Origin of the sequence: Lentzea jiangxiensis (assembly GCF_900104175.1) — a bacterium.
Lineage (GTDB): Bacteria > Actinomycetota > Actinomycetes > Mycobacteriales > Pseudonocardiaceae > Lentzea > Lentzea jiangxiensis.
In genome coordinates, this window is sequence record NZ_FNIX01000001.1 from 1,475,786 (window position 1) to 1,499,227 (window position 23,442).

The 23,442-nt window shown below is 69.7% G+C and carries 24 protein-coding genes; 14 read left to right on the plus strand and 10 right to left on the minus strand.

Annotation, left to right across the window (positions count from 1 at the left end):
* Window positions 1-41: 41 nt before the first annotated feature.
* The 6 genes from BLQ91_RS07230 to BLQ91_RS07255 all read left to right on the plus strand — a co-directional run bounded on the left by BLQ91_RS07230 (window position 42) and on the right by BLQ91_RS07255 (window position 4,586).
* Entirely contained in the window at window positions 42-1,313 is a 1,272-nt protein-coding gene (locus BLQ91_RS07230) for a Gfo/Idh/MocA family oxidoreductase (protein WP_090095779.1), read from the plus strand.
* A 123-nt stretch (window positions 1,314-1,436) separates the two neighbouring features.
* A complete protein-coding gene (locus tag BLQ91_RS07235; RefSeq protein WP_090095780.1) occupies window positions 1,437-2,489 on the plus strand; it encodes a Gfo/Idh/MocA family protein in 1,053 nt (350 codons plus the stop codon).
* 18 nt (window positions 2,490-2,507) lie between these two features.
* Entirely contained in the window at window positions 2,508-3,041 is a 534-nt protein-coding gene (locus tag BLQ91_RS07240; protein WP_143022547.1) for a hypothetical protein, read from the plus strand.
* 172 nt (window positions 3,042-3,213) lie between these two features.
* Window positions 3,214-3,417, plus strand: a complete 204-nt coding sequence (locus tag BLQ91_RS07245) for a cold-shock protein (protein WP_086665400.1) — start codon at window positions 3,214-3,216, stop codon at window positions 3,415-3,417.
* Between the two features lie 87 nt (window positions 3,418-3,504).
* A complete protein-coding gene (locus tag BLQ91_RS07250; protein ID WP_090095782.1) occupies window positions 3,505-4,077 on the plus strand; it encodes a P-loop NTPase family protein in 573 nt (190 codons plus the stop codon).
* A complete protein-coding gene (locus BLQ91_RS07255; protein ID WP_245733193.1) occupies window positions 4,074-4,586 on the plus strand; it encodes a Rossmann-fold NAD(P)-binding domain-containing protein in 513 nt (170 codons plus the stop codon). The genes BLQ91_RS07250 and BLQ91_RS07255 overlap by 4 nt, the downstream gene beginning before the upstream one ends.
* A gap of 28 nt (window positions 4,587-4,614) precedes the next feature.
* On the opposite strand, the gene BLQ91_RS07260 is transcribed toward BLQ91_RS07255, so the two are convergent.
* From BLQ91_RS07260 to BLQ91_RS07280, 5 genes are all read right to left on the minus strand, one after another.
* A complete protein-coding gene (locus tag BLQ91_RS07260) occupies window positions 4,615-5,190 on the minus strand; it encodes a TetR/AcrR family transcriptional regulator (RefSeq protein ID WP_176959593.1) in 576 nt (191 codons plus the stop codon).
* A complete protein-coding gene (locus tag BLQ91_RS07265) occupies window positions 5,187-7,061 on the minus strand; it encodes a YhgE/Pip domain-containing protein (protein ID WP_090095784.1) in 1,875 nt (624 codons plus the stop codon). The genes BLQ91_RS07260 and BLQ91_RS07265 overlap by 4 nt, the downstream gene beginning before the upstream one ends.
* Window positions 7,058-7,687, minus strand: a complete 630-nt coding sequence (locus tag BLQ91_RS07270; protein ID WP_090096071.1) for an ATP-binding cassette domain-containing protein — start codon at window positions 7,685-7,687, stop codon at window positions 7,058-7,060. Before BLQ91_RS07270 ends, BLQ91_RS07265 begins: the two co-directional genes overlap by 4 nt.
* 78 nt (window positions 7,688-7,765) lie before the next feature.
* Window positions 7,766-8,686, minus strand: coding sequence for a GNAT family N-acetyltransferase (locus BLQ91_RS07275; RefSeq protein WP_090095785.1), 921 nt, complete (start codon window positions 8,684-8,686; stop codon window positions 7,766-7,768).
* A gap of 11 nt (window positions 8,687-8,697) precedes the next feature.
* Window positions 8,698-9,531, minus strand: a complete 834-nt coding sequence (locus BLQ91_RS07280; protein ID WP_090095786.1) for a class I SAM-dependent methyltransferase — start codon at window positions 9,529-9,531, stop codon at window positions 8,698-8,700.
* A 178-nt stretch (window positions 9,532-9,709) separates the two neighbouring features.
* Here BLQ91_RS07280 and rpsA point away from each other — a divergent pair, with 178 nt between their 5' ends.
* From rpsA to coaE, 3 genes are all read left to right on the plus strand, one after another.
* Window positions 9,710-11,203 (plus strand): 30S ribosomal protein S1, encoded by a 1,494-nt coding sequence (gene rpsA, locus BLQ91_RS07285; RefSeq protein WP_090095787.1) that lies wholly within the window; start codon window positions 9,710-9,712, stop codon window positions 11,201-11,203.
* 300 nt (window positions 11,204-11,503) lie between these two features.
* Window positions 11,504-12,121: a hypothetical protein gene (locus BLQ91_RS07290; protein WP_090095788.1), complete on the plus strand. Its 618-nt coding sequence runs from the start codon at window positions 11,504-11,506 to the stop codon at window positions 12,119-12,121.
* Between the two features lie 10 nt (window positions 12,122-12,131).
* Window positions 12,132-13,280, plus strand: coding sequence for a dephospho-CoA kinase (gene coaE, locus BLQ91_RS07295; RefSeq protein ID WP_090095789.1), 1,149 nt, complete (start codon window positions 12,132-12,134; stop codon window positions 13,278-13,280).
* Here the strand turns inward: coaE and BLQ91_RS07300 are convergent.
* On the minus strand, window positions 13,256-13,774 hold the full coding sequence (locus BLQ91_RS07300; RefSeq protein ID WP_090095790.1) for a ribonuclease FAU-1 family protein: 519 nt from the start codon (window positions 13,772-13,774) through the stop codon (window positions 13,256-13,258). The two genes, coaE and BLQ91_RS07300, sit on opposite strands and share 25 nt — an antisense overlap.
* Window positions 13,775-13,862: 88 nt before the next feature.
* Entirely contained in the window at window positions 13,863-14,372 is a 510-nt protein-coding gene (locus tag BLQ91_RS07305; RefSeq protein WP_090095791.1) for a ribonuclease FAU-1 family protein, read from the minus strand.
* Window positions 14,373-14,422: 50 nt separating this feature from the next.
* Between BLQ91_RS07305 and BLQ91_RS07310 the strand changes: the two genes are divergently transcribed.
* The 5 genes from BLQ91_RS07310 (at window position 14,423) to BLQ91_RS07330 (ending at window position 19,373) form a co-directional block, all read left to right on the plus strand.
* Window positions 14,423-15,532 (plus strand): DUF5685 family protein, encoded by a 1,110-nt coding sequence (locus BLQ91_RS07310; RefSeq protein WP_090095792.1) that lies wholly within the window; start codon window positions 14,423-14,425, stop codon window positions 15,530-15,532.
* A 56-nt stretch (window positions 15,533-15,588) separates the two neighbouring features.
* Window positions 15,589-17,751 carry an excinuclease ABC subunit UvrB gene (gene uvrB, locus BLQ91_RS07315; protein ID WP_090095793.1) on the plus strand — a complete coding sequence of 721 codons (2,163 nt, stop codon included), beginning with the start codon at window positions 15,589-15,591 and terminating at the stop codon, window positions 17,749-17,751.
* Between the two features lie 335 nt (window positions 17,752-18,086).
* On the plus strand, window positions 18,087-18,491 hold the full coding sequence (locus BLQ91_RS07320; RefSeq protein ID WP_245733195.1) for a MarR family winged helix-turn-helix transcriptional regulator: 405 nt from the start codon (window positions 18,087-18,089) through the stop codon (window positions 18,489-18,491).
* A 7-nt stretch (window positions 18,492-18,498) separates the two neighbouring features.
* Window positions 18,499-18,846: an MmcQ/YjbR family DNA-binding protein gene (locus BLQ91_RS07325; RefSeq protein WP_090095794.1), complete on the plus strand. Its 348-nt coding sequence runs from the start codon at window positions 18,499-18,501 to the stop codon at window positions 18,844-18,846.
* Window positions 18,847-18,980: 134 nt separating this feature from the next.
* On the plus strand, window positions 18,981-19,373 hold the full coding sequence (locus tag BLQ91_RS07330; RefSeq protein ID WP_090095795.1) for a VOC family protein: 393 nt from the start codon (window positions 18,981-18,983) through the stop codon (window positions 19,371-19,373).
* A 1-nt stretch (window position 19,374) separates the two neighbouring features.
* Here the strand turns inward: BLQ91_RS07330 and BLQ91_RS07335 are convergent, their stop codons facing one another.
* The 3 genes from BLQ91_RS07335 to BLQ91_RS07345 are packed head-to-tail and all read right to left on the minus strand — an operon-like array spanning window position 19,375 to window position 23,364.
* Window positions 19,375-20,301 carry an ABC transporter permease gene (locus tag BLQ91_RS07335; RefSeq protein ID WP_090095796.1) on the minus strand — a complete coding sequence of 309 codons (927 nt, stop codon included), beginning with the start codon at window positions 20,299-20,301 and terminating at the stop codon, window positions 19,375-19,377.
* The gene (locus BLQ91_RS07340) at window positions 20,298-20,534 is read right to left on the minus strand and encodes a hypothetical protein (RefSeq protein ID WP_090095797.1); all 237 of its coding nucleotides are present in this window, start codon (window positions 20,532-20,534) and stop codon (window positions 20,298-20,300) included. Before BLQ91_RS07340 ends, BLQ91_RS07335 begins: the two co-directional genes overlap by 4 nt.
* The gene (locus BLQ91_RS07345; RefSeq protein WP_090095798.1) at window positions 20,527-23,364 is read right to left on the minus strand and encodes an alpha/beta fold hydrolase; all 2,838 of its coding nucleotides are present in this window, start codon (window positions 23,362-23,364) and stop codon (window positions 20,527-20,529) included. The genes BLQ91_RS07340 and BLQ91_RS07345 overlap by 8 nt, the downstream gene beginning before the upstream one ends.
* Window positions 23,365-23,442: the final 78 nt, after the last annotated feature.

A 23,442-nucleotide genomic window follows, 5' to 3' on the forward strand; every position in this document is an offset into this window, starting at 1 on the left:
CTGTGCCGTAGCGTGGAAAAAACGTTTTCAGGGGGTCGCGGATGGCACGCAGGCGCTATGCGGTGGTCGGTACGGGTTCACGCGCGGAGCGGCACGTGCACGCCATCGCGGTCGAGCACGCGGACACGTGCGAACTCGTCGCGTTCGCCGACGTGAACCGCACCCGGATGAACGTCCACAACGAGCGGCTGGCCGAGCTCGGCCTCGGCCCGGTTCCCGCCTACGACGCCGCGGACTTCCTGGAGATGCTCGACGAGCAACGGGTCGACGTGGTCGTGGTGACCACTGTCGACCGGTTCCACGACAGGTACGTCGTCGCAGCGCTCGACGCCGGCCGGGACGTCGTGACCGAGAAACCCATGACGACGGACGTGCCGTCGGCCCGCAGGGTCCTCGACGCCGTGCGCCGCAACGACGGCAACGTCACCGTCACGTTCAACTACCGCTACAACCCGATCCACGAGAAGGTGCGCGCGCTGCTCGCAGACGGTGCTGTCGGCGAGATCGGGTCCGTGCACTTCGAATGGTTGCTCGACACCCGGCACGGCGCCGACTACTTCCGCCGCTGGCACCGCGACAAGGCCAACTCCGGCGGACTCGTGGTGCACAAGTCCACCCACCACTTCGACCTGCTCAACTGGTGGGTCGGTTCGGTGCCCGACACCGTGTACGCGCAGGGCCGGTTGTTCTTCTACGGCCACGAGAACGGCGAACGCCACGGCTACACCGACGACGACCGGTTCGCGGTCGACCTGACGCGGGACGACTGGCTGCGGAGGCTCTACCTCGACGCGTGCCACGAGGACGGCTACCGCCGCGACCGCAACCCGTTCGACCCCGGTGTGTCCATTGAGGACGACGTGTCCGTGCTCGTCCGGTACGCGAGCGGCGCGACCCTGACGTACCACCTCACGGCCTACTCGCCGTGGGAGGGCTACCGGCTGATGGTCAACGGCAGCAGGGGACGCCTCGAACTGGAGGTGGTCGAGAACTCCTGGGTGTCGGGCCAGAACCCGTCCGTGCACGGCGTCGGCGCAGGTCCGGAGCAGGGCTGGGCGAAGCTCTCCGTGCAGCGGCTGTTCGAGGAGCGGGAGGAGATCCCGCTGGAGTACGACCGGGAGGGCCACGGCGGTGCCGACCGGCGGATGGTCGACGCGCTGTACGGACCGGCCGGGCAGCAGGACCCGCTCGGACGCCGGGCGACGCACCACGACGGCGCCCTGTCGCTGCTGACCGGGTTCGCCGCCAACCGCAGCTTCACCACCGGCGGGCCGGTCCGGGTCGCCGACCTGCTGGACCTCCGGCGGCCGTGACGGTGCCGCCGTTGGTGTCCTGATGCTGTCGCAAGCGTGTCTTGGTCGGCGCCGCGCATTGAATTTCGCAGCACCTCGGCCGATGCTGGCCAGCGGGTGATCGCGGCGGGCCCGAGAAGGGTGATGACGATGCGTGTTGCGCTGGTCGGTGCTCGGGGGCATGGGGCGCGGCACGTCGAGAACCTGCTGAGGCTCGGCCACGACGGGGTCGCCACGTTCGTCGGCGTCGTGGACGTGGCGGACGTCGACGTGCCGGTGCCGTCCTACCCCGACCTGCCGTCGCTCGCCGCGGAGCTGCACCCGGAGGTCGTGGTGGTCTCCTCGCCGCCCGCGACGCGCCGCGACCTGGTCCTGGAGGCCTTCGGGCTCGGCTGCGACGTGCTCGTCGAGAAGCCCGCGGTGCTGTCGGTGGCCGACTTCGACGAGATCTCCGCCGCCGCCCACGACCGCGGGCTCGTGTGCCAGGTCGGGTTCCAGACTCAGGGCACGGGTTCGTACCGCCGCCTCTGCTCGTTGATCGGTTCCGGTGCGTTGGGCGACATCTCGGGCATCGGCGCCGCCGGCCGTTGGGTGCGCACGGACTCCTATTACGAACGGGCCGAGTGGGCCGGGCGGCAGGGCGAGGACGGGACGCTCGTGAACCCGTTCGCGCACGCACTGCAGAACGCGTTGCTTCTCGCCGATGTCGAGGAACGGACCGACATCACCGTCGAGCTGGAGCTGTACCGCTGCCGCGACACGATCACGGCGGACGACACGGCCTGTGTCCGCGTGACGTCGGACGGTGCGCCGCCGGTCGTGGTCGCCACGACGTTGTGCGCCACGACGTCGTTACCGCCGGTCGTCCTCGTGCACGGATCGCTCGGGCAGGCCGTGTGGTGGTACGACGACGACCGGCTCACGGTCAACGACCACCGCATGGCCGTGGCGCCGCCCGCGGACCTGCTCGAGAACCTCATCCGGCACCGCCAGTCGGGCGAGCCCCTCGTCGCGCCGCTCGCCGCCGCGCGGGCGTTCACGTCGGTCGTGGAGCAGTGCGGCAAGGCCGACGTGCCGCTGCTGCCCGCCCGCCGGGTGGGTGACCGGGTGGTGCTCGACGGCATCGACGAGGTCGTCGTGCGGGCGGCCGAGAAGGTCGCCACCTTCGCGGAGCTCGGCTGCCGGTTCGGGCGGTAGTCTCCCGCGAGGTCCGCCGTGTTCGGGAGAGTGGCGTTGGACACCTACATCGACCTCAGGGACGTCCGGGTCTCCGGCTACGTCAGTGTGGGGCTCATCACACTCGTCGCCGCCGCGTCCGTGTGGGGCACGGTCAACGACTGGCAGGGCGGCTCGCCGTCGTGGAGCTTCCTCGCGATCGTGCTGCTCCTCCCCGCTGCCGTGGCGTTCGTCGTGTGGTACCGCAACGCCACGCACAACGCCGAGGCGATCGCGCTGCACGGCGTGCGGATGGTGTCCCAGGTGTGGAAGGCGAGCGACCCTGACCAGCGCGAGGTGCCGTTCGCCGAGCGCGTGGCGAGTCCGCTGATCAAACCGTGGCAGTACGCGTTCCTCACGATGGTCCTGTGCGACGTGCTCGAGTCGTTGCTGCTCGACACCCGCGTATACGTGGTGTTCTCGACGTTGTCCACCCTGTGCGCGCTCGGGGCGGCGGGCCTCGCGTGCTTCGTCGTCTTCCGGATCTCGGCCATGCAGCAGCGGTTCGCGGTGCCCATTCGCCAACGCCCGTGACTTCAGGTAGTGTTCTCTGGTGGTTGCGGTTTTGTGTTCGTGTTCTGCACGCTCGCCAAACTTCAGTTGCGAGCGCTTCTCCTTCTTCACGGTTGGGGCAGTCGGCTCATGACCAACCACTGAGTGGTCGCACAGTGCGGCTCGCTCGTCAGTAATCAAGGAGAAGCAGTACATGGCTAACGGCACCGTCAAGTGGTTCAACGCCGAAAAGGGCTTCGGCTTCATCGCCCCCGAGGACGGCGGCGCTGACGTCTTCGTCCACTACTCGGCCCTCAACGGTGGCGGCTACCGCAGCCTCGAAGAGAACCAGAAGGTCTCGTTCGACGTCACGCAGGGCCAGAAGGGCCCGCAGGCGACGAACGTCACCGCTCTCTGACGTCGTCTTTCACGAACGCGGGGCCCCGGGATCTTCCCGGGGCCCCGCGTTCGTGTGTGCTCGTCGCGTTTCCCCTAGCCTGGCCCGATGCCGTTGCTCGGACCAGCTGATCCGCTGCCGCACGTGCCCCGGCGCGTTCTCGTCGCCGGCAACGCCGGAGCGGGCAAGTCGACGCTCTGCCAGCGCATCGCACGACAGCACGGCCTGCGCCGGGTCGAGCTGGACAGCCTCTACTGGGGGCCGCGGTGGACGCCCCGCCCCGAGTTCCGCGCCGACGTGGCGGCGTTCGCCCGCCAGGACGCCTGGGTCACCGAGTTCCAGTACAACGAGGTGCGCCCCGAGCTGCTCGCCCGCGCGGACACGCTGGTGTGGCTGGACCACCCGTTCCCGGTAGTCGTGGGACGTCTCGTCGTTCGCACGATCAGACGGCGCGCGGGCGGGGTGGAGTTGTGGAACGGTAACCAGGAACCGTCGTTGTGGTCGGTGTTCACCGACTCCGAGCACATCCTGCGGTGGGGCCCGCGGACCTACCGGCGCAGCAGGACCAGGGTGCTCGCCCTGGTCGACGACGTGGTGGTCGTGCGGCTGCGCGGGCAGGCGCAGGTGGAGCGGTGGCTGACCGGGCCGCTGGCCTCGGTCGGGGAGGAGCGTGCCCGGTGAGAACGGCTCTGGTGCTCAGCGGAACCGGCATGCTGGCCGGCTGCGCGCAACAGCTCGTGACACGCGGTTGGCGGGTCGTGCTGCCGTCGCGGACCCAGCCGCTGGCGGCCGATGACGGCCCGGGCAGGGCAGCGCGCGCGTCGATCTCGCGCGGACACCGCCCGACCTGGGTGCGAGCCGACTGGGCCGACCCCGGGGCGCTCGCGTCGGAGGTCGAGTACGAGCTCGACGGCCACCTCGTGAACCTGCTGGTGGCGTGGGTACACGCCAGCTACCGCACAGGAGTGCTCACCGCCGTGCACCGCCTTCTCGCTGAGGGCGCACCGGTGGTGGAGGTGCACACGTGCGCGCCGGTGCCGGACCCGGTGCTGCCGAACCCGACCCAGCAGGTGCTGCTCGGCCACTTCGCCCACGACGCCACCCGCCGCACGAGCCGTGCCGTGCTGGAAGCCGTGGAACGGGCGTTGGAGGGACGGCCCCCCTCGCTGCACTACGAGGACGCCCGCTGAGCCACGCCTTCCGGATCCCGGTCGGGCTTCAGCGCGCCGAACGCATTCCCCGCACCAGCAGCATGACCGACTCGCGCACCTCCGCCCGCGACCGCTCCGGCTGGAAGACCTGCCAGTCCAGCGCGATCACGAGCAGCGTGCCGAACAACGCCGCCGAGGCCGTGCCGACCTCGACCCCCTCGGGCAGGCGACCGGCGTCGGACAGGCGCTTCATCTGACCGCGCACGATCGACACGATGTCGTCGCGCAGCAACGAGAGAGTGCCGTGCCATTGGCCGGGCGTGCGCCACAGCTCCGAGACGAGCAACTGGCCGAACGCCGGGTACTCGGCCCAGAAGCCGAGCATCTCGTCGACCAGGGCCTCCAGCGAGTCCTCGGAGCCCTCGGCCGAGCGCAGCCTGCCCGCGAGGATCTCGACGCCGTGGCGCAGCAGGGCTTCGACCAGGGCGTCCTTGGAGGCGAAGTTGTAGTAGATCGTGCCCTTGGCGACACCCGCCTCCGCGGCGATCTCGTCGACCGTCACCGAGGCCGCGCCCCGTTCGCCGACGAGCTTCAACGCCGCGTCGAAGAGCTTCTGCTTGGTCGCCGTCGTCCGGGCGCTCACAGCACGAGCTCCGGCTTCAGCTTGGACGCTGTCCACACGCGCTGCTTGTAGGCCGCCACGGACGTCAAGGCTAGGGCCCCGACCAGCCAGGCGAGAAGGATCAGCGCGTCCCGGCCGACGCTGCTCAGGTCACCGCCGTACATGAGGTGGCGCAGACCGTCGACCGCGTACCCCATCGGCAGGCCGTAGTGCAGCGGGTACAGCGGCACCGGGATCGTCTGCCACGGGAACGTGCCGCCCGCGCTGACCAGCTGCAGGATCAGCAGGATCAGGCCGAGGAACTTGCCCACGGCACCGAACGCGGCGTTCAGGGCGTGCAGGATCGCCACGAACGTGAGCGACATGAGCACGAGGAAGCCGAACGTGCCGAGGGGGTTCGACGGCTCGATGTCGACCACGAACCGAACGACCGAGAACATCACGAGCACCTGCACGACGCCGAGCAACGCACCGGGCAGCCAGCCGCCCAACGCGACCCTGAGCGCCGACTGACCCGCGGCGAGCGCACGGCGTGAGAGCGGACGCAGCAGCAGGAACAGCACGAACGCGCCGATCCACGTCGCGAGGCCGAGGAAGAACGGCGCCAGGCCCGCGCCGTACGTGGCGGCCTTCGTCTGGGACAGGCCGCGCACCGCCACCGGATCGCCGATGGCCTGCGCGATCGCGGCACGGGTCGGGTCGTCGGCGTTCGGGATCTTGTCGACGCCGCCGGTGAGGCCGTCGCGCAGCTGCGCGGAGCCGTCGGCGACCTTGGCCGCGCCGTCACGCAGCTGCGGTGTGCCTGTGGCCGCCTTCTGCAGGCCGTCGCGCAGCGTCGTGGCGCCGTCGTCGAGCTTGGCGATGCCAGCGGTCAGGGCGGGCATCTTCTCCGAGAGCTGCTCGGCGCCGTCGGCCACCTGGTCCGCGCCGTTCGCGAGCTTGCGCAGGTCGCCCGCCGCGCCCTGCACCTTGCCGTTGGCGTCGTCGACGGGCTTGCGAACCTGGCCGAGCGTGGTCAGCACGTTCTGCACCTGCTCCTCGGCGAAGCCCAGGGAGCGCAGGCGGGTCGCGATGTCGCCGTCGGCCTGGTCGAGCACGCCGACCAGGGCCTGGGCCTTCGCCGCGTACTCCTCCGCCGAGCGGGCGGCGGTCTCGTTGCCGTCCGCGACCCGGCGCGCTCCGTCGGCGACCTTCTTCGCGCCGCCGGGCAGCTGTGCGGTCTGCGTGCGCAGCTCGTGCGTGCCGTCGCGGAGCTGCGCGGCGCCGCTCGCCAGCTGCTGGACGCCGCTGTCGAGCTCGCCGATCCTGTCGCGCACCGTGGCACTGCCGTCCGCGAGCTGCCGGGCGCCGTCCGCGGCCTTGGTGGTCTCCTCGCGGATCGTGGAGAACCCGAGCAGGAACCTGTCGGCGGCCTCGGTGGAGACCTTCGCCGTGATGGCCCTGCGGACCTCGCTCACCACCTGGTTCGCGATCGTGGAGCCGAGGTAGTTGTTGGCGTCGTTGGTCGTCAGGGTCAGCACGCCCTGACGGGGCTTCTGCTGCTCCGCGGACGTGAGCGCCTCGGAGAAGTCCTCCGGCAGGGTCAGCGCGAAGACGTACCTGCCCTTGCGCACGCCCTCGTCGGCGTCGTCGACCACCTGCCAGTCGAACTTCTCGCCGTTCAGCAGCTCGTCGGCGACGTCCTTGCCCGCGTTGAGGTCCTTGGCGCCCTTGTCCTTGACGACGAGCGCGGCGGGCACGTGGTCGAGGTTCGCGTACGGGTCCTTGTTGGCGTACAGGTAGAGCGACGCGTACAGCAGGGGCACGAGGGCCAGGGCCAGGACGGCGAGCTTGGGGAGCTTGCCGGAGGTGATCCGGCGCAGCTCGTTGAAGGCCATGCGAAGGGCGCTCATGCGGTGATCTCCATCTTGGTGTCGTTGTCCTCACCAAGGCGCGCGTGCGGGAGGTCGAGGATGCCGGCCGAGGAGTTCGAGCACAGGACGACGACCGCCCGTTCGGGGCTCACGTGGTCGTGCGCCAGGGCGAACCACTCGCGCGGGTCGGGGTGGTAGCGGTCCGGGCAGTCGAGGACGAGCGTCGTCACGCCGGGACGCGCGGCGGCCAGGTCGAGCATCACCGCGCACCGCGTCCGCGCCGGAACGTGCTCGAAGCGCTTGGTCGCGTGCTCATCGGCGGCGTGCTCGACCAACCAGTCGTGCACCGCCTTCTTGCTCGACGGCATGCCGTTCATGGCGAGCTCCTCACCGACGACGGCCGCGAGGCTCAGCGACTCCTCCGGCTCGTTCACCTCGGGTGCGTCGACCAGCACGACCTGCTTGCGCAGCTTCCTGGCGTCGGGTGACACGGTGCCGGTCGAGGGCTTCATGCGGCCGGAGAGCACGAGCGCGAGCGCGGTGTGCCCGGCGCCGGGCTCACCCGCGACCAGCGTCAGCTCGCCGGGCTTCACGGTCAGCGAGGTCGGCCGGAGCAGGGGACCATGACCCCCGTTGACGCCTGCGCGTCGCGCCTGGATCTCCACGGCCTCCACCTTCCTTTAAACTGACCGGTCAGTACAAATTCTCCCGCAGACCTGTTCGCGTGGCAACTCGGACATAGGTCACCTGAGGGCGGAAGCGGGGCGTACTTCCCAGACGGTCCACAACGGCCGGTAGCCCTGGCGCGGCCAGAAGACGCTGCTCAGGGGGTTCGGCGGGTTGTAGTAGAGGTACGTGCCGACCGTGCCCATCCGGTGCAGCTCCTGGTGGGCGTGGGCGAGCAGCTGCCGGCCGATGCCGCTGCCGCGGGCGTCCGGCAGCACCGAGACGCAGTTCACGTACCCCCAGCGGCCCGGGGGCAGCCGCGTGGCCGCCATCGAGCCGGGCTCGGAGGACACGATCGCGCACTCGGCGAGCGCCACCGCGATGCCGTCGCGTTCGGCGAGCCAGATGGGGCTCGCCTTCTCCAGCCGCTCCGCCAGCGCGCGGCGCTTCACCGCCGCCGCGCCGGGACGCACGACCGTCGAGCCCACGTAGGAGGAGAACTCCAGCTCCGCGAGCGAGAGCTGCAGCACGGTCTCCAGGTCGTTCGAGGTCGCGCGGCGGATCGCCAGCGTGCGGGAGAGCTGCCGGTCGGGCGTCCCGAGCCGGACCGCGAGCACCGACAGGGGCACCAGGCCGTGGTCGAGGAACGCCCGCGCGGCTTTGACGTCACGGCTCGGCCAGTGCACGACGCACGCGGTGTCCTCGCCGACGTCCTGCGCGTCGAGGTGCCGGCGCAAGCGGGTGAGCAGCGCGTCCATGCCCTGCGAGCCGCCGACCAGCGGCACCATCTCCCACACCTCTGCCGCCGACCAGAGCCTCGTCGTCGAGTGCGGTTCGAACCTCTGGTGGCTGACGACCCCGGCGACGCGCGTGCCGTCCGCCAGCGCCGCCGTGAGGACGTGGCCGTCCATCGGCGGTTCGGCGGCAGGGGGGAGCAGCGGGTCCAGTGAAGCGAAGTGTGCTGACTGGGCCGCCACTAGTGCGCGTGCCGAGGTCATGACCGGTGAGATTACGACGTCAGGCGCGTCCGGAAGATCGCGGTGCCGGGGAAGAGCTTGCCGCGCAGGGGGCTCCACTGGCCCCAGTTGCGCGTGTGGCCCTTCGGCCATTCGGGCTCGACCAGGTCCTCGAGCACGAAGCCGGTGTCGGTGAGCGCGCGGACGTAGTCGCCGAGCGTGCGGTGGTGCTCGACGTAGGTCGCCCGGCCCTCCTCGTCGACCTCCACGTACGGGGTGCGGTCGAAGTACGACTGCGTGACGGTGAGGCCGAGCGGGCCCGGATCGTCCGGAAAGATCCACCGCATCGGGTGATTCACCGCGAACACCCACGGGGAGCCGGGGCGGAGCACGCGGGCGACCTCGCCGAAGACCTCCCGGACGTCCGCCACGAACGGCACCGCGCCGAACGCCGAGCACGCGGCGTCGAAGGAGCCGTCCCTGAACGGCAGCTGGTCGGCGCTGGCCTGCACGAGCGGGACGTCGATGCCGGTCTCCGCGTTGTTCGCGCGGGCGTGGCGCAGCATGCCCGCCGAGATGTCGAAGGCGGTGACCTCGGCCTCGTGGTCCTTGAGCCACCGCGCGCACGGGGCGCTGCCGCAGCCGACCTCGAGGACGCGCCGGCCGGCGACGTCGCCGAGGAAGCGCGCGTCCTCCTCGCGCAGGCCCTCCGGGCACCAGACGAAGTCCGACGCGCCGAGGAAGTCGCCGTGCGTCCGGTGGTAGTCGTCGGCGTCGGCGTCCCACCAGATCCGGTTCGCCACGCGCGACTCCGCGGCGTCCGCACCGCGCTTGACGATGCCTGCGGTGCCGAGCGCTTGTTCCGCGCTCGCGTGCTGGTTGGACACACTGCTCCTTCACGTGGGGGCTGGTTTGCTTGCGCCTCTGGCGGCCGCGTACGATATCGCGTGCGTAGTGGGTTAGTGCTGCCCATGATCCAGAACCGCGGGATTCCAGGTCGCTGCGACGCTGCGCGCGCACCACTACCAGCCATCAATGCCAATCCGTACCGGAGCCACCTACCTAATGTCCACCGACACCACCACCGCCCCCGTTGCCGCTGCGCCCAAGCAGGTCGCGATCAACGACATCGGGACGGAGGAGGACTTCCTCGCAGCTATCGACAAGACGATCAAGTACTTCAACGACGGCGACATCGTTGAGGGCACGATCGTCAAGGTCGACCGGGACGAGGTCCTGCTCGACATCGGCTACAAGACCGAGGGCGTCATCCCCTCGCGCGAACTGTCGATCAAGCACGACGTCGACCCCAACGAGGTCGTCAAGGTCGGTGACGAGGTCGAGGCGCTTGTTCTCCAGAAGGAGGACAAGGAAGGCCGCCTGATCCTCTCCAAGAAGCGCGCCCAGTACGAGCGCGCGTGGGGCACCATCGAGGCCCTCAAGGAGAAGGACGAGCCCGTCAAGGGCACGGTCATCGAGGTCGTCAAGGGTGGTCTCATCCTCGACATCGGCCTCCGCGGCTTCCTCCCCGCCTCCCTCGTCGAGATGCGTCGCGTCCGCGACCTCCAGCCGTACGTCGGCCGTGAGCTCGAGGCGAAGATCATCGAGCTGGACAAGAACCGCAACAACGTGGTCCTGTCCCGCCGCGCGTGGCTCGAGCAGACCCAGTCCGAGGTCCGCAGCGAGTTCCTCAACCAGCTGCAGAAGGGCCAGGTCCGCAAGGGCGTCGTGTCCTCGATCGTCAACTTCGGTGCCTTCGTGGACCTGGGTGGCGTCGACGGTCTCGTCCACGTCTCGGAGCTGTCCTGGAAGCACATCGACCACCCGTCCGAGGTCGTCGAGGTCGGTCAGGAAGTCACCGTCGAGGTCCTCGACGTCGACATGGAGCGCGAGCGCGTCTCCCTGTCGCTGAAGGCCACGCAGGAAGACCCGTGGCGCCAGTTCGCCCGCACCCACGCGATCGGTCAGATCGTGCCGGGCAAGGTCACGAAGCTGGTTCCGTTCGGTGCGTTCGTCCGCGTGGACGAGGGCATCGAGGGCCTGGTCCACATCTCCGAGCTGGCCGAGCGCCACGTCGAGATCCCGGAGCAGGTCGTCCAGGTCGGCGACGACGTCATGGTCAAGGTCATCGACATCGACCTCGACCGCCGTCGCATCTCGCTGTCGCTCAAGCAGGCCAACGAGGGCTTCACGGTCGACACCGAGTTCGACCCGACCCAGTACGGCATGGCCGCCGAGTACGACGACCAGGGCAACTACATCTACCCCGAGGGCTTCGACCCGGAGACCCAGGAGTGGCAGGACGGCTTCGACAAGCAGCGTGAGGAGTGGGAGCGCCAGTACGCCGAGGCGCACACTCGTTACGAGGCCCACATGAAGCAGATCCGCAAGGCCGCCGAGGCCGAGGAAGAGGCTTCGGCCGAGGGTGCGGGCAACTACACCTCCGGTGGCGACGCTCCGTCCTCCACCTCGGTCGGCGCGCCGGCCCAGTCCGGTGGCACGCTCGCTTCCGACGAGCAGCTCGCTGCTCTGCGGGAGAAGCTGTCGGGCGGCATGTGAGTCGCTAGCCAGACCCTTCAGGAGCCCCCGCGCCGTTGGCGCGGGGGCTTTTGTCTTGTGCGCTTCGCCCGTGCCCGGGACGCGCCCGCCCCACGGCGCCGCATCCACCAGGCCACCTGCCTGCCGCGCCTCGCCTGCCCCGCGCTCACCGGCCACGCCGCACCGGACCTGCCGCGCCTGCCCGACGCACCACAACGCACCCACCTCGCCGCATCCCACGCACCTCGGCGCGCCTTGTCCCACGTCCACCCGTTCACTCTGTGGTGGAGGCTCGACCCCGTTGTGTAGGTTGGCAAACCTATGCGTGGGAACAGGTTCTTCGTGGCGCTGGGCGCGGGTGCGCTGATGGTCTGTGCCGGCTGCGCCACCACCGCGCCGCAACCCCAGGCGCCGCCGCCCCAGATCCCGAAGATCACTCCGTCCACCTCGCCGTCGCGCGTGCCGGCGATGGTCGACCGGCCGTTGCCGGACGACTGCGAGCTCGTGGTGCCCGCCGCGGTCATGAACGCGACCCTGGGGCAGGAGCTGCCCGGCGAGCCCCGGATCATCATCGGCATCAAGGAGCCGGCGGTCGGCAAGACCGGGAAGATCGACTGCTACTACGGGATTCCCGAGAAGAAGAACCTGCCGGACGCCAAGATCGTCATCGGGTTGTCGACCTACGCGGACGAAGCCACGGCTCGCACCCGCGTCGCCGAGAGCGTCGACACCGAGCGTGCCCAGGGGGCGAAGATCACCGAGGTCGACGTCGGGAAGCAGAAGGGGACGTTGATCGAGGGCAAGAGCGAGCAGCTGCTCGTCGGGTCGCTCGGGAAGACGTCGTTCGTGGTGCGCAACCGGCACAACTTCGTGCCCAAGGAGCGGTTGGTGGCCGTCCTGCCGGTACTCGCCCAACAGGCCATGACTCCTCCCGTCTAACCTGGCCCGCATGCTCAGGGTGGGGTTGACCGGCGGGATCGGGTCGGGGAAGTCGACTGTCGCGCGGCTGCTCGCGGAGAACGGTGCCGTGGTCATCGACGCGGACAAGCTCGCCCGCGAGGTGCTGGAGCCCGGCAGCGAGGGGCTCGCGGAGGTCGTCGAGGCGTTCGGGGAGGACGTGCTGAACGCCGACGGCACGCTCGACCGGGCGGCGCTGGCGGCCAAGGCGTTCGCCACCGAAGAGGCCCGCCGGACGCTCAACGGGATCACGCATCCCCGCATCGGGGCGTTGACCGGGCAGCGGATGGCCGAGGCGCCCGAGGACGCGATCGTCGTGCACGACATCCCGTTGCTGGTGGAACGCGACATGGCGGCGGTCTACCACCTGGTCGTCGTGGTGTACGCGGACTCGCGGACGCGGCTGGAGCGGTTGGTCGGCAGCCGGGGCATGGACCGGTCGGACGCCGAGAAGCGGATCGCCGCGCAGGCCACCGACGAGCAGCGGCGGGCCGTCGCGGACGTGTGGCTGGACAACAGTGGTGAGGTCCCGGACGTCACGGCGTTGTGGGACAGGCTGGTGCGCTTCGAGAAGAACGTGCGCACGCGGTCGTACGCGTCGGGCTCGCCGTTGGTGGTGCCCTACGACGAGCAGTGGCCCGCCCAGGCGCGGCGGCTCGCCCGGCGGATCAGCCTCGCGGCCGGCGGGCGGCACGTGGAGCACATCGGCTCCACGTCGGTGCCGGGGCTCGCGGCCAAGGACGTCCTCGACCTCCAACTGGCCGTCGAGGACATGGAGACCGCGGACGATCTGCGGGAAGCGTTGGCGCAGGCCGGTTTCCCGTACGTCGGTCCCTACGTGGACACGCCGCGCGGGGAGGGTGACTGGAGCAAGCGCGTGCACGCCGGGGCGGATCCCGGACGGCGGGTGAACCTGCACCTGCGCGTCGAGGGCGCTGCGAACTGGCGGTGGGCGGTGGACTTCCGCGACTGGTTGCGGCACGACGCGCAAGCGCGTGAGGAGTACGCGAACGTCAAGCTGGAGCTGTCACGACGGTTCGCGGACGACGCCGACGGTTTCGCCTACGGCGAGGCCAAGGAGCCGTGGATGGCGGCGGCCGTGGAGCGGGTCCAGGCCTACAGGGATGGCCAGGAGTCGTAGATGCCGTGCCACGTCAGCCACGACATCAGGTTGTGGTTGACGTTGCTCAGCTCTTCGAGGGCGCGGTGGACGGTGCGCAGCGCCTGGTCGGCGTCGCCCGGTCGCAGCACGCGGCCCGCGACGGCCGCGGCGAAGTCCTCGCTGCGCACGATGCGGGGCGTGGCGCCGCCGGGGACGGCGAGGCCCAGCAGGAGGTCGGTGGTCTGCCAGTGGCGGTGGTCGCGCTCGACCCGCACGGCGGACAGGATGCTCGGGCCGCTGCGGGAGTGCCGCGAACGGGCCCGGTGGTTCGTGAGGCGCAGACCCAGTTCCGGCATCAGCCAGGTGATCTCGGAGTCCGAGAACGGGTCTTCCGGCGTGGGGTGTTCGATTCGCAGACCCCACCTTTCGGCATAACACGAACTGAGCGTTCGCGAGCCGCCGGACGAATACGAGCGCACGCCGGAAATGGTGTCGATGACATCGACCAGCTGAGGTGTAGTGACCGCTCCCACGCCGCCGAGGGTAGTCAAATAAGTGCTCCCAGTTACACGGCGGGTTGATTTGTTACGTCACGTTCAGATGACGATCACACTGTGTGTATCAACGCCAGGTCGTGGGGCAACCCGAATAGGTGAGCCACCGGAGGACATCGTGACCGTGCGCTGAAATACCGGACACCGCCGAGTAGGTGGTTTCCAACGCCCATTGCGCGCGTTCCGCGGAGATCAGCTTCTGCTGCACCGCGGCGATCAACTCGTCCGTGTCCAGAACCGTCACGCTCTGACCCGTCCGGACGATCAGGTCGAGGTAGAGGTCGATCGTCCTCCACACGCTGCCGATCGCGGTGATCTCGACGACGTCGACGTAGAAGTCGAAGTCGAGCTCGTGGCCGCGGTGCCACGACTGGCGCGTGACGCGGAGGTTCAGCTTCGGCAGGAACCAGCTCTCGAAGTGGCTGATCTTCGGATGCCCCGCGAGCGGCCGGAACATGTAGAGGCCCGTCGGGGTCAGGCGGTACTCGTCGACGCTCCTCAGGTGCCCCTTGGGGTCGGTGTTGCTCTTGGCGTCCAGGTCGAAGTACTCGATCTTCGGCGGATGGATGTGTGCCACGTCGGCGATACTGCCATCGCGGGGGCTCCAGGCCACTTAGGATGCCGCGCATGTTCGGGATCATCCGCCCCTGCCGCAACAGGTTGGGGACTGAGCTGCGGTCCGCGTGGCTCTCGCACCTGTGTGGAATGTGCCTGTCTTTGCGCGACGAGCACGGTCATCTCTCGCGCCTCGTCACGAACTACGACGGGCTGGTGATCTCGGCGGCTGTGGAGGCGCAGTCCGGAGTCTCGCGGAGGACCGCCGGCCCCTGCGCGTTGCGCGGCATGAAGTCCGCCGACGTGGCCATCGGCTCCGGGGCGCGGCTGGCGGCGTCGGTGTCGCTGGTGCTCGCGTCGTTGAAAATCCAGGACCACGTGGACGACGGCGACGGGCTCGCGGGCAAGGTGCCGTGGGCGGGGCGCGCGATGGCGCACCGCTGGGCCGCCAAGGGCCTCGAAACGGCGTCCGACCTGGGGTTCGACGCGTCGGTGATGGTGGACGCGGTCCGGCGGCAGCCCGAGGTGGAGGCCGGGACCGGGCTGGGCAGCTCGGTGCTCGTGGTGACCGAGCCGACCGAGACGGCGACGGGGTTCGCCTTCGCGCAGACCGCCCTGATCGCCGGCAGGCCGCAGAACACCGAGCCGTTGCGCGAGGTGGGACGGCTGTTCGGGCGGGTGGCGCACCTGATCGACGCCGCGGAGGACCTGGAGGAGGACCGGGCGTCCGGGGCCTGGAACCCGCTGCTCGTCACCGGGACGTCCGTCGAGGAGGCGCACCGGCTGTGCCTGGACGCCGTGACGGGCATCAGGCTGGCCCTCGACGAGGTCGAGTTCACCGACTCGCGCCTCGTGCACAAGCTGATGGTGCACGAGCTGGAGGAGTCGGTGATCCGCGTGTTCGGCAAGCGGCACCAGCACCCGCCGGGCAAGCCCCGCTGGTCGGACCCGGGCAGCGGGCTGTGGGCGTACCCGAGGCTCAACTGGCAGCGGCGGCCGCGCGGGTGCTTCGAGGGCTGCGGCGCGTTCCTCTACATGTGCGGGACGTGCCAGTTCTGCTGCCGCGACCCGTTCCCCGGCCCCTGGAGCGACAAGCGGCGCGACGGGTGCGGTGGCGACTGCGGCCCGAACTGCGACTGCAACTGCAACAGCTGCGACTGCTGTTGCTGCCCGTGTGACTAGGGGCTCTGACCTGGCCTGATCGGAAATTGTCGGACCTGCGGCGTAACGTGCTTCCCGTGGCATTCGCAACCGAGCTCCCGCCAGAGGAGAGCACCGTCAAGGCGCACTCCGAACACCGTCCCGTCGGCGACATCGTCCGCACCGACAGGCAGTTCCGCGTGGTCAGCGAGTACCAGCCGGCGGGCGACCAGCCGGCCGCGATCAACGAGCTGGAGCGCCGCGTGCGCTCCGGCGAGCGCGACGTGGTGCTGCTCGGCGCCACCGGCACCGGCAAGTCGGCGACCACGGCGTGGCTGGTCGAACGGCTGCAGCGCCCCACGCTGGTCATGGCGCCGAACAAGACGCTGGCCGCCCAGCTGGCGAACGAGCTGAAGGAGCTGTTCCCGCACAACGCGGTGGAGTACTTCGTCAGCTACTACGACTACTACCAGCCCGAGGCGTACATCCCGCAGACGGACACGTACATCGAGAAGGACTCCTCGATCAACGAGGACGTGGAGCGCCTGCGCCACTCGGCCACGATGTCGCTGCTGACCCGGCGCGACGTCATCGTGGTCGCGTCCGTCTCGTGCATCTACGGCCTCGGCACACCGCAGTCCTACCTCGACCGCTCCATCCCGCTCGAGGTGGGCGTGGAGGTCGACCGCGACGCGTTCCTGCGCCTGCTGGTCGACGTCCAATACACCCGCAACGACATGTCGTTCACCCGCGGCTCGTTCCGCGTGCGCGGCGACACGGTCGAGATCATCCCGTCCTACGAGGAGCTCGCGGTGCGCGTCGAGTTCTTCGGCGACGAGATCGACAAGCTCTACTACCTGCACCCGCTGACGGGCGACGTGGTCCGCGAGGTGAACGACCTGCGGATCTTCCCGGCGACGCACTACGTGGCCGGTCCGGAGCGCATGGAGCGGGCGATCCGCGACATCGAGGCGGAGCTCGAGACGACGCTCGCGCAGATGGAGCGCCAGGGCAAGCTGCTGGAGGCGCAGCGCCTGCGCATGCGCACCCAGTACGACCTGGAGATGATGAAGCAGGTCGGCTTCTGCAACGGCATCGAGAACTACTCGCGCCACATCGACGGCCGCGCCCCCGGCACCGCGCCCGCGACGCTGCTCGACTACTTCCCGGACGACTTCCTGATGGTCATCGACGAGTCGCACGTGACGGTGCCGCAGATCGGCGGCATGTACGAGGGCGACGCCTCGCGCAAGCGCAACCTCGTCGAACACGGCTTCCGCCTGCCCTCCGCGCTCGACAACCGCCCGCTGACGTGGGAGGAGTTCGCCGACCGGATCGGCCAGGTCGTGTACCTGTCCGCGACCCCCGGCCCGTACGAGCTCGGCCAGTCCGGCGGCGAGTTCGTCGAGCAGGTCATCCGCCCGACCGGCCTGGTCGACCCGGAGATCGTGGTCAAGCCGACCGAGGGCCAGATCGACGACTTGGTGCACTCGATCCGCGAGCGCGCCGAGCGCGACGAGCGCGTGCTGGTCACGACGCTGACCAAGAAGATGGCCGAGGACCTGACGGACTACCTGCTCGAGCTGGGCATCCGGGTCCGCTACCTGCACTCCGAGGTCGACACGCTGCGCCGCGTCGAGCTGCTGCGCCAGCTGCGGCTCGGCGAGTTCGACGTGCTGATCGGCATCAACCTGCTCCGCGAGGGGCTCGACCTCCCCGAGGTGTCGCTGGTGGCGATCCTCGACGCGGACAAGGAGGGCTTCCTGCGGTCCGGGACGTCGCTGGTGCAGACGATCGGCCGTGCCGCCCGCAACGTGTCCGGTGAGGTCCACATGTACGCGGACCGAATCACCGCCTCGATGCAGCACGCGATCGACGAGACGAACCGGCGGCGGGCCAAGCAGGTCGCCTACAACACCGAGCGCGGGCTCGACCCGCAGCCGTTGCGGAAGAAGATCACCGACATCCTGGAGGCGGTGTACTCCGAGGTCGAGGACGAGGTGCCGGTCGGCGGGTCCGGGCGGAACGCGTCCCGGGGCAAGAGGGCCGCCGGGGAGAGCGGGCGGTCTTCCGGGGTGGTGGCTTCTCACGAGCGGGCCGGGATGGCTCGGTCGGAGCTGGCCGATCTGGTGCAGTCGTTGACTGATCAGATGATGAACGCTGCCCGGGATCTGCAGTTCGAGCTGGCTGCTCGGTTGCGCGACGAGATCCAGGACCTGAAGAAGGAGCTTCGGGGAATGGATGCTGCCGGGGTGAAGTGAGGGGGCGGGGAAGCGGTGGTTTCACCGGCCGTCCCCCTCTTGCGTCAGGGCGGCTTGCTTTTGCCTGTTGGTTGCGCCTGTGGGCGGTCTGCGAAGACGGCACCGCTTCGCCTTCGCGAGGCTCGCCTTCGGCATCGCAGTCATAAATCGCGTCCATCGTGGACGTTTGTTGCGGTGCGTTAGATCGCTGTGTGCGGTGTGTGATTTTGTAGCCGTATAACGATTTGCGCTTTCCGCGTAAATCCCCCTCTGGGGTGAGATGTTCGCGGACGGCTTTCGTCAGAGCGTGAGGCGGCCATGATCTCGGGGTGGATGTGGACTCCCACCTTGCCGCGGTGGAGCAGGCGCTGATCGCTGTGCGACGCAGTCAGTCGCGTCGGGCGTTGGCGGAGCTGGCCGTTCCGGCCTTTGACGTACTGGACGTGGTGGAGACCGCCGAGCGGGCCGGTGCTCAGGCCACGGTTTCCAGCGTCGCCTTGGCTTTGCACGTCGACCAGCCCCGGGCCAGCAAGCTCGTCACCAGTGCCGTCGACGCCGGGTTGGTGGCCAGGGTCGCCGACAAGGCCGATGGGCGGAGGGTGTTGCTCGTGCGGACGCCTCGGGGGCGGGCCACCTCCGCTGAGCTGCACCGGGCTCGGCAGAGTGCCTGTGCTGTCGCCATGGCGGACTGGACCGAGGAGGAGCGGGTGGAGTTCGCCCGGTTGCTCACCCGTTTTGTCGCGGTGTTCGGCGCGCGATAATCATGTTGTGACACTGGATGAGTTGATCGGCTACTGCGCTTCGAAGCCCGGTGCGGAAGAGACGTACCCGTGGGGCGAGGCCGAGTTGGTGTGCAAGGTCGGCGGGAAGGCGTTCGCCTTCGTCGGGCTCGACGTGCACACCGTGGGGCTCAAGTGCGGTGCTGACGCCGAGGCTGCCGCCATGTGGCGAGAGCGCTTTCCCGGCGACGTCACGATGAGCGGGTACATCGGGCGTTACGGGTGGAACACCATCTCGCTCAAGGGTTCTGTGCCCGACGCCGACCTGCTGGAGCTGGTCGACGGGTCCTACGAGGCTGTCGTCGCGCGGTTGCCGCGGTCCAAGCGGCCTGCCTAGCGGTCCTCCGGCCGAACGATGCCGAAGGTGTCGTTCTCGGCGTCTCGGCAGTAGGCGAGCAGGCTGCCTGCCTGATCTTCTCGCCGCCGCTGCTCCGGACAGTGGTTGTCCGCATTGGTCTCTACGGTTGGCTCATGGCAATCGGAATCCAGGTCACGATGGACGCGGCGGACCCCGGCAAGCTGGCCGCCTTCTGGGCTGAGGCGCTCGGTTACGTGGTGCAGCCGCCGCCTCCCGGGTTCGACTCCTGGGAGGACTTCGCGGTCAAGAACAACATTCCCTTCGAGACGATCAACGACTACTCGGCGATCGTCGATCCGGAGGGTGCGGGCCCGCGGTTCTTCTTCCAGCGCGTGCCGGAGGGCAAGACGGCGAAGAACCGCCTCCACCTCGACGTGAACGCCGGGCTGGAGGCGGTTGACCGGCTCGTTGCCCTCGGGGCCACCAAGGTCCAGGAGTTCGAGGACAACAAGGGCCATTGGGTCGTGATGCTCGACCCCGAGGGCAACGAGTTCTGCGTGCAGTGACCTAGCTCGTGATGTCCTTGGACTTGAACTGGCGCGCGGCGAGCAGCGTGAAGATGCCGCCGTAGACGAGCGCGGAGAACGTCCCGCGAGTCATCTCCGACCAGTCGATGTCGGTCGAGAGCAGGTCGACCCAGGCCATCGCGTAATGCGTCGGCAGGTAGTTGCGCAGGTCCTCGAGCGGCTCGATCTGGTCGAGGATCTGCGACACGATCGAGACGAGCACCGTGCCGCCGACCGCGCCGAGCGGTGCGTCGGTGGACACGGACAGGAACATCGCGAGGCCCGCGACCCAGAAGAGGTTGATCGCGATGTAGACCACCGCGAGCGCCATGCCGAGCACGCCGTCGGCGAACGGTGCGGCTTCGCCGGTCGGGCTCACCACCTCGCCGGCGCCGTACCAGGCGACGCCGACCCCGAGGGCCACGGCGGGGAGCAGGGCCAGGGCGAAGACGCTGAGGATGCCGCTGCTGACGGCCTTCTGCCTCAGCAGGCGGTGCCTCGGGATCGGCGCCGCCAGCAGGTACTTGAGGCTCGACCACGACGCTTCGGACGCGATCGTGTCGCCGAAGAACAGCGCCACGATCATCGGCAGCAGGAAGCTGCTGCTCACGAACAGCGTGAGCACCACGAAGTTGATGCCGCTGGCCGTGGCGAGGTCCACGAAGCCGCCGGAGCGGCGGTTCGGGTTCGCCTGACCGATCTCGAAGCTCGCCGCCAGGATGAACGGCAGCAGCACCAGGAACGCCAGCACCAACTGGGTTCGGCGGCGGCGGATCTGCCGTTGCAGTTCGACGCGGATGCGCAGCGTGCGGCGTGCGCTGTAGCCGGCCGCCGAGCCGTCCGGCGCCACCTTCGTGTGGTGCTGGGCGGCCGCGTCGGTCAGGTCCTTCAGCGCGCCGGGATCGGTGTGGACGCCGTTCTCGCTCATCGGTCCACCTCCTGGCGGATCGGTGCCTTCGTGCGGTTCGGGTTCGCGGTGAGCACCGTTCGCACGAGGGGCATGGCTTCGGCGGGCCCGGAATTGTCGGTGTCGCCTGGGATGATGGAATCAAGGGGACCCCCTTCGCCGGCGAGCAGCGTGCGCTCGCTCGACGAGGGGACCTCTGCTTCGGCGTGGGTCTCGGCGGTCGCGGAGGCGGCCGCCATCAGGAAGTCATTCACCGACCAGCTCCAAGAACGCGTCTTCCAGCCTGCGTCGCGGGCCCACCTGGTCCACCGCCACGCCGGCCGCCACGAGAGCGGTCAGTGCGGCGGCGCGCGGGACGCCGTTCATCGACGCGTGCACGGCGCCTTCGTCCTCGTGCACGTCGTGCACGCCTTCGAGGCTCCGCAGGACATCGGCCGCCTTCGAGGGGGAGTCGACGCGGAACGTCGTCTCGCCGCCTCCCGCCGCGATGTCGGCCACCTCGCCCGCGGCGACGAGCTGGCCCTTGTGCATCACGACCACGTGCGAACAGGTCTGCTCCACCTCGGCGAGCAGGTGGGACGAGACGACCACCGTGCGGCCCGCTGCGGCATAACGGCGCAGGACCTCGCGCATCTGGTGGATCTGGGGCGGGTCGAGACCGTTGGCCGGCTCGTCCAGGATCAGCAGGTCCGGCAGACCGAGCATCGCCTGGGCGATCGCGAGGCGCTGCCTCATGCCCTGGCTGTACGTCCGCACGCGGCGGTGCACCGCCTTGCCGAGGCCCGCGATCTCCAGCGCCTCCTCGACGTGCGCCTCGCTCTCGGGCCTGCCCGTCGCCGCCCAGTACAGGCGCAGGTTCGCGGCGCCGGAGAGGTGCGGCAGGAAGCCGGAGCCCTCGACGAACGAACCGATGCGCGACAGCACCGGGTTGCCGGGTGTGACCTTGTGGCCGAAGACCCGGATGTGTCCCTCGGACGGGTGAATCAGGCCCATGACCATGCGCAGGGTCGTCGTCTTGCCGGCGCCGTTGGGGCCGAGCAGGCCGAGGACCATGCCGTGCTCCACGCGGAACGACAGGTCCTTCACGGCGGTCACGCCGCCGGGGTAGGCCTTCGTGAGGTTCGAGATGACCAGCGGCACGCCCGCGAGGTCGGGGTCCGAGTCCTGCGCCATGCGGCGGCGGAACATCGCGACGATGCCCGCGCCGATCAGCACCAGCAGCGCGATGACGATGCCCCACAGGGCACCCACCGGGAAGCCGGTCGTCACGTTGCGGCCCGGCACCACCGGCACCGACAGCTCGTCGGAGGCCAGGGAGATCCGGTACGCGGCGGGCTGCTCGGCGTTCGCGAACGCCTGGTCCGTCGTCGACACGACCAGGGCGAGCTTGTGACCGCTCTCGACCGGGCGCACGGCACCGGGCAGCGTCACCGCAACCTCGGCCGCCGAGCCGTCCGGCGGCAGTGCCACGCGGAACGGGGCGACGGTCGAGCCCGGCAGCACGCGCGTGCCGTCGGTGGAGACGTCGTAGAGCTTCGCGAACAGGATCGCCTCGCCGGACGTCTGGTCGCCGCGCGCGACGCGCAGCTTGACCGTGGACGAGCCGGTCAGCAGCACCTGCGACTCGAGCGCCTCCGAGTTGAACACCGCGGCCTGGCCCGGCAGGTCGAGCGAGAGCCGCGACGAGATCGCCGACGACCGCGCGAGCGCCGAGCCGAGGCCCGGCAGGTTGCTGATCGCAGCCGGGTTGCCGCCCGCCGGGTTCACCGCCACCTGCTCGCGCCCGGTGAGCTTCACCGTCTTGCGCTCGGTGGTGGAACCGCCGGTCAGGCCGGGGTAGGACGGCGTGACGACCGTGCGCAGCGACGGCTGGCCGGACGAGCGGAACGCGCCCTGCACCGAGTACTCGAAACCGGTGCCGGGGTCGGCGCCGTTGCCGCGCAGGTGGAAGTCCATCCAGTCCGCGATCTGCCCGCGCAGCGCGGTGCCGGGGTTGCCGCCGTCGTGGCCGCCCGCGTACCAGACCATCTTCACCTTGCCGCCCGCCGCGGCGATCTGGCGCGCGGTCGCGTCGGACTGGTCGAGGCCGAACAGGGTGTCCTGCTCGCCCTGCACCAGCATCGTCGGCTGCTTGATCTGGTCGGCCACGGCGACGGGGGACGACTTGCGCAGCAGTTCGAGCGTCGGCTGCGTGGCACGGCCCGTCGTGGCGACCTCGGTGTACGCGGCGCACACCTCGGGGGTGAAGCGGCCGCACGCGCCGAGCGACGGCGTCGGCGGTTGCTGTCCCGCCGCACCGCCGGTCCCGCCCGGCTGCTGCTCGACAGCCGGCTGGTTCGCCTCGGTCTGGCCCATCTCCGGCGCCTCGCCCGTGGGCGACGACAGGTCGATCGACGTCATGCCCGCCGAGAAGAAGATGCCCGCCCACGACCGCTTGAAGACGCCGTCCTCGCTGAACGCCGTGGCGGCCGGGGTGGCGTCCGAGCGCGGGGTCGCCAGTGCCGAGTTCGGCAGCAGCGCCTGCGCGAGGTCGTTGTAGGTGATGACGGGGACGAGGGTGTCGACGCGCTTGTCGACGCCCGCGAGCAGCAGTGACAGCGCACCGCCGTACGACGCGCCAGTCACGCCGACGCGCGGATCGCCGCCGCCGTCCTTCTGCACCTCGTCACGTGTGCCGAGGAAGTCGAGCAGCTTCTGCGCGTCGCGGACCTCGCGGTCGACGGAGTTCAACGCGATCTGCCCGGTGCTGCGGCCGAAGCCGCGCGCGGACCACGTCAGCACGACGAAGCCGCGCCGGGCGAACTCCTCGGCTTGGGTGTGCACGCTGCGCAAGCTGCCACCGAAGCCGTGCGCGAGCATGATCGCGGGCGCGGGCGTCTGCTGGGGGAGGTAAAGACGCGTCTCGATCGTCACCGTCTGAGCGCTGTCAGGGCTCTCGGGTGCGTCGATGTTCGCTTCTTTGAAGGAAACGGCTACGGGGTCGTCCCCGGATCGAGTGAAGTACACGCCACCTGCGACGAGGGCGAGTACCACGATCAAAGCGGGGATCGTCCACCTGCCGCGAAGGCGGGAGAGGCGGGACACGGGGTTGACGATATGCGAGTTTCGCTGAGAGCGACCGGTCGGGATCCGGTGGTGGTCTCAGCATGAGTGGATCTTCAG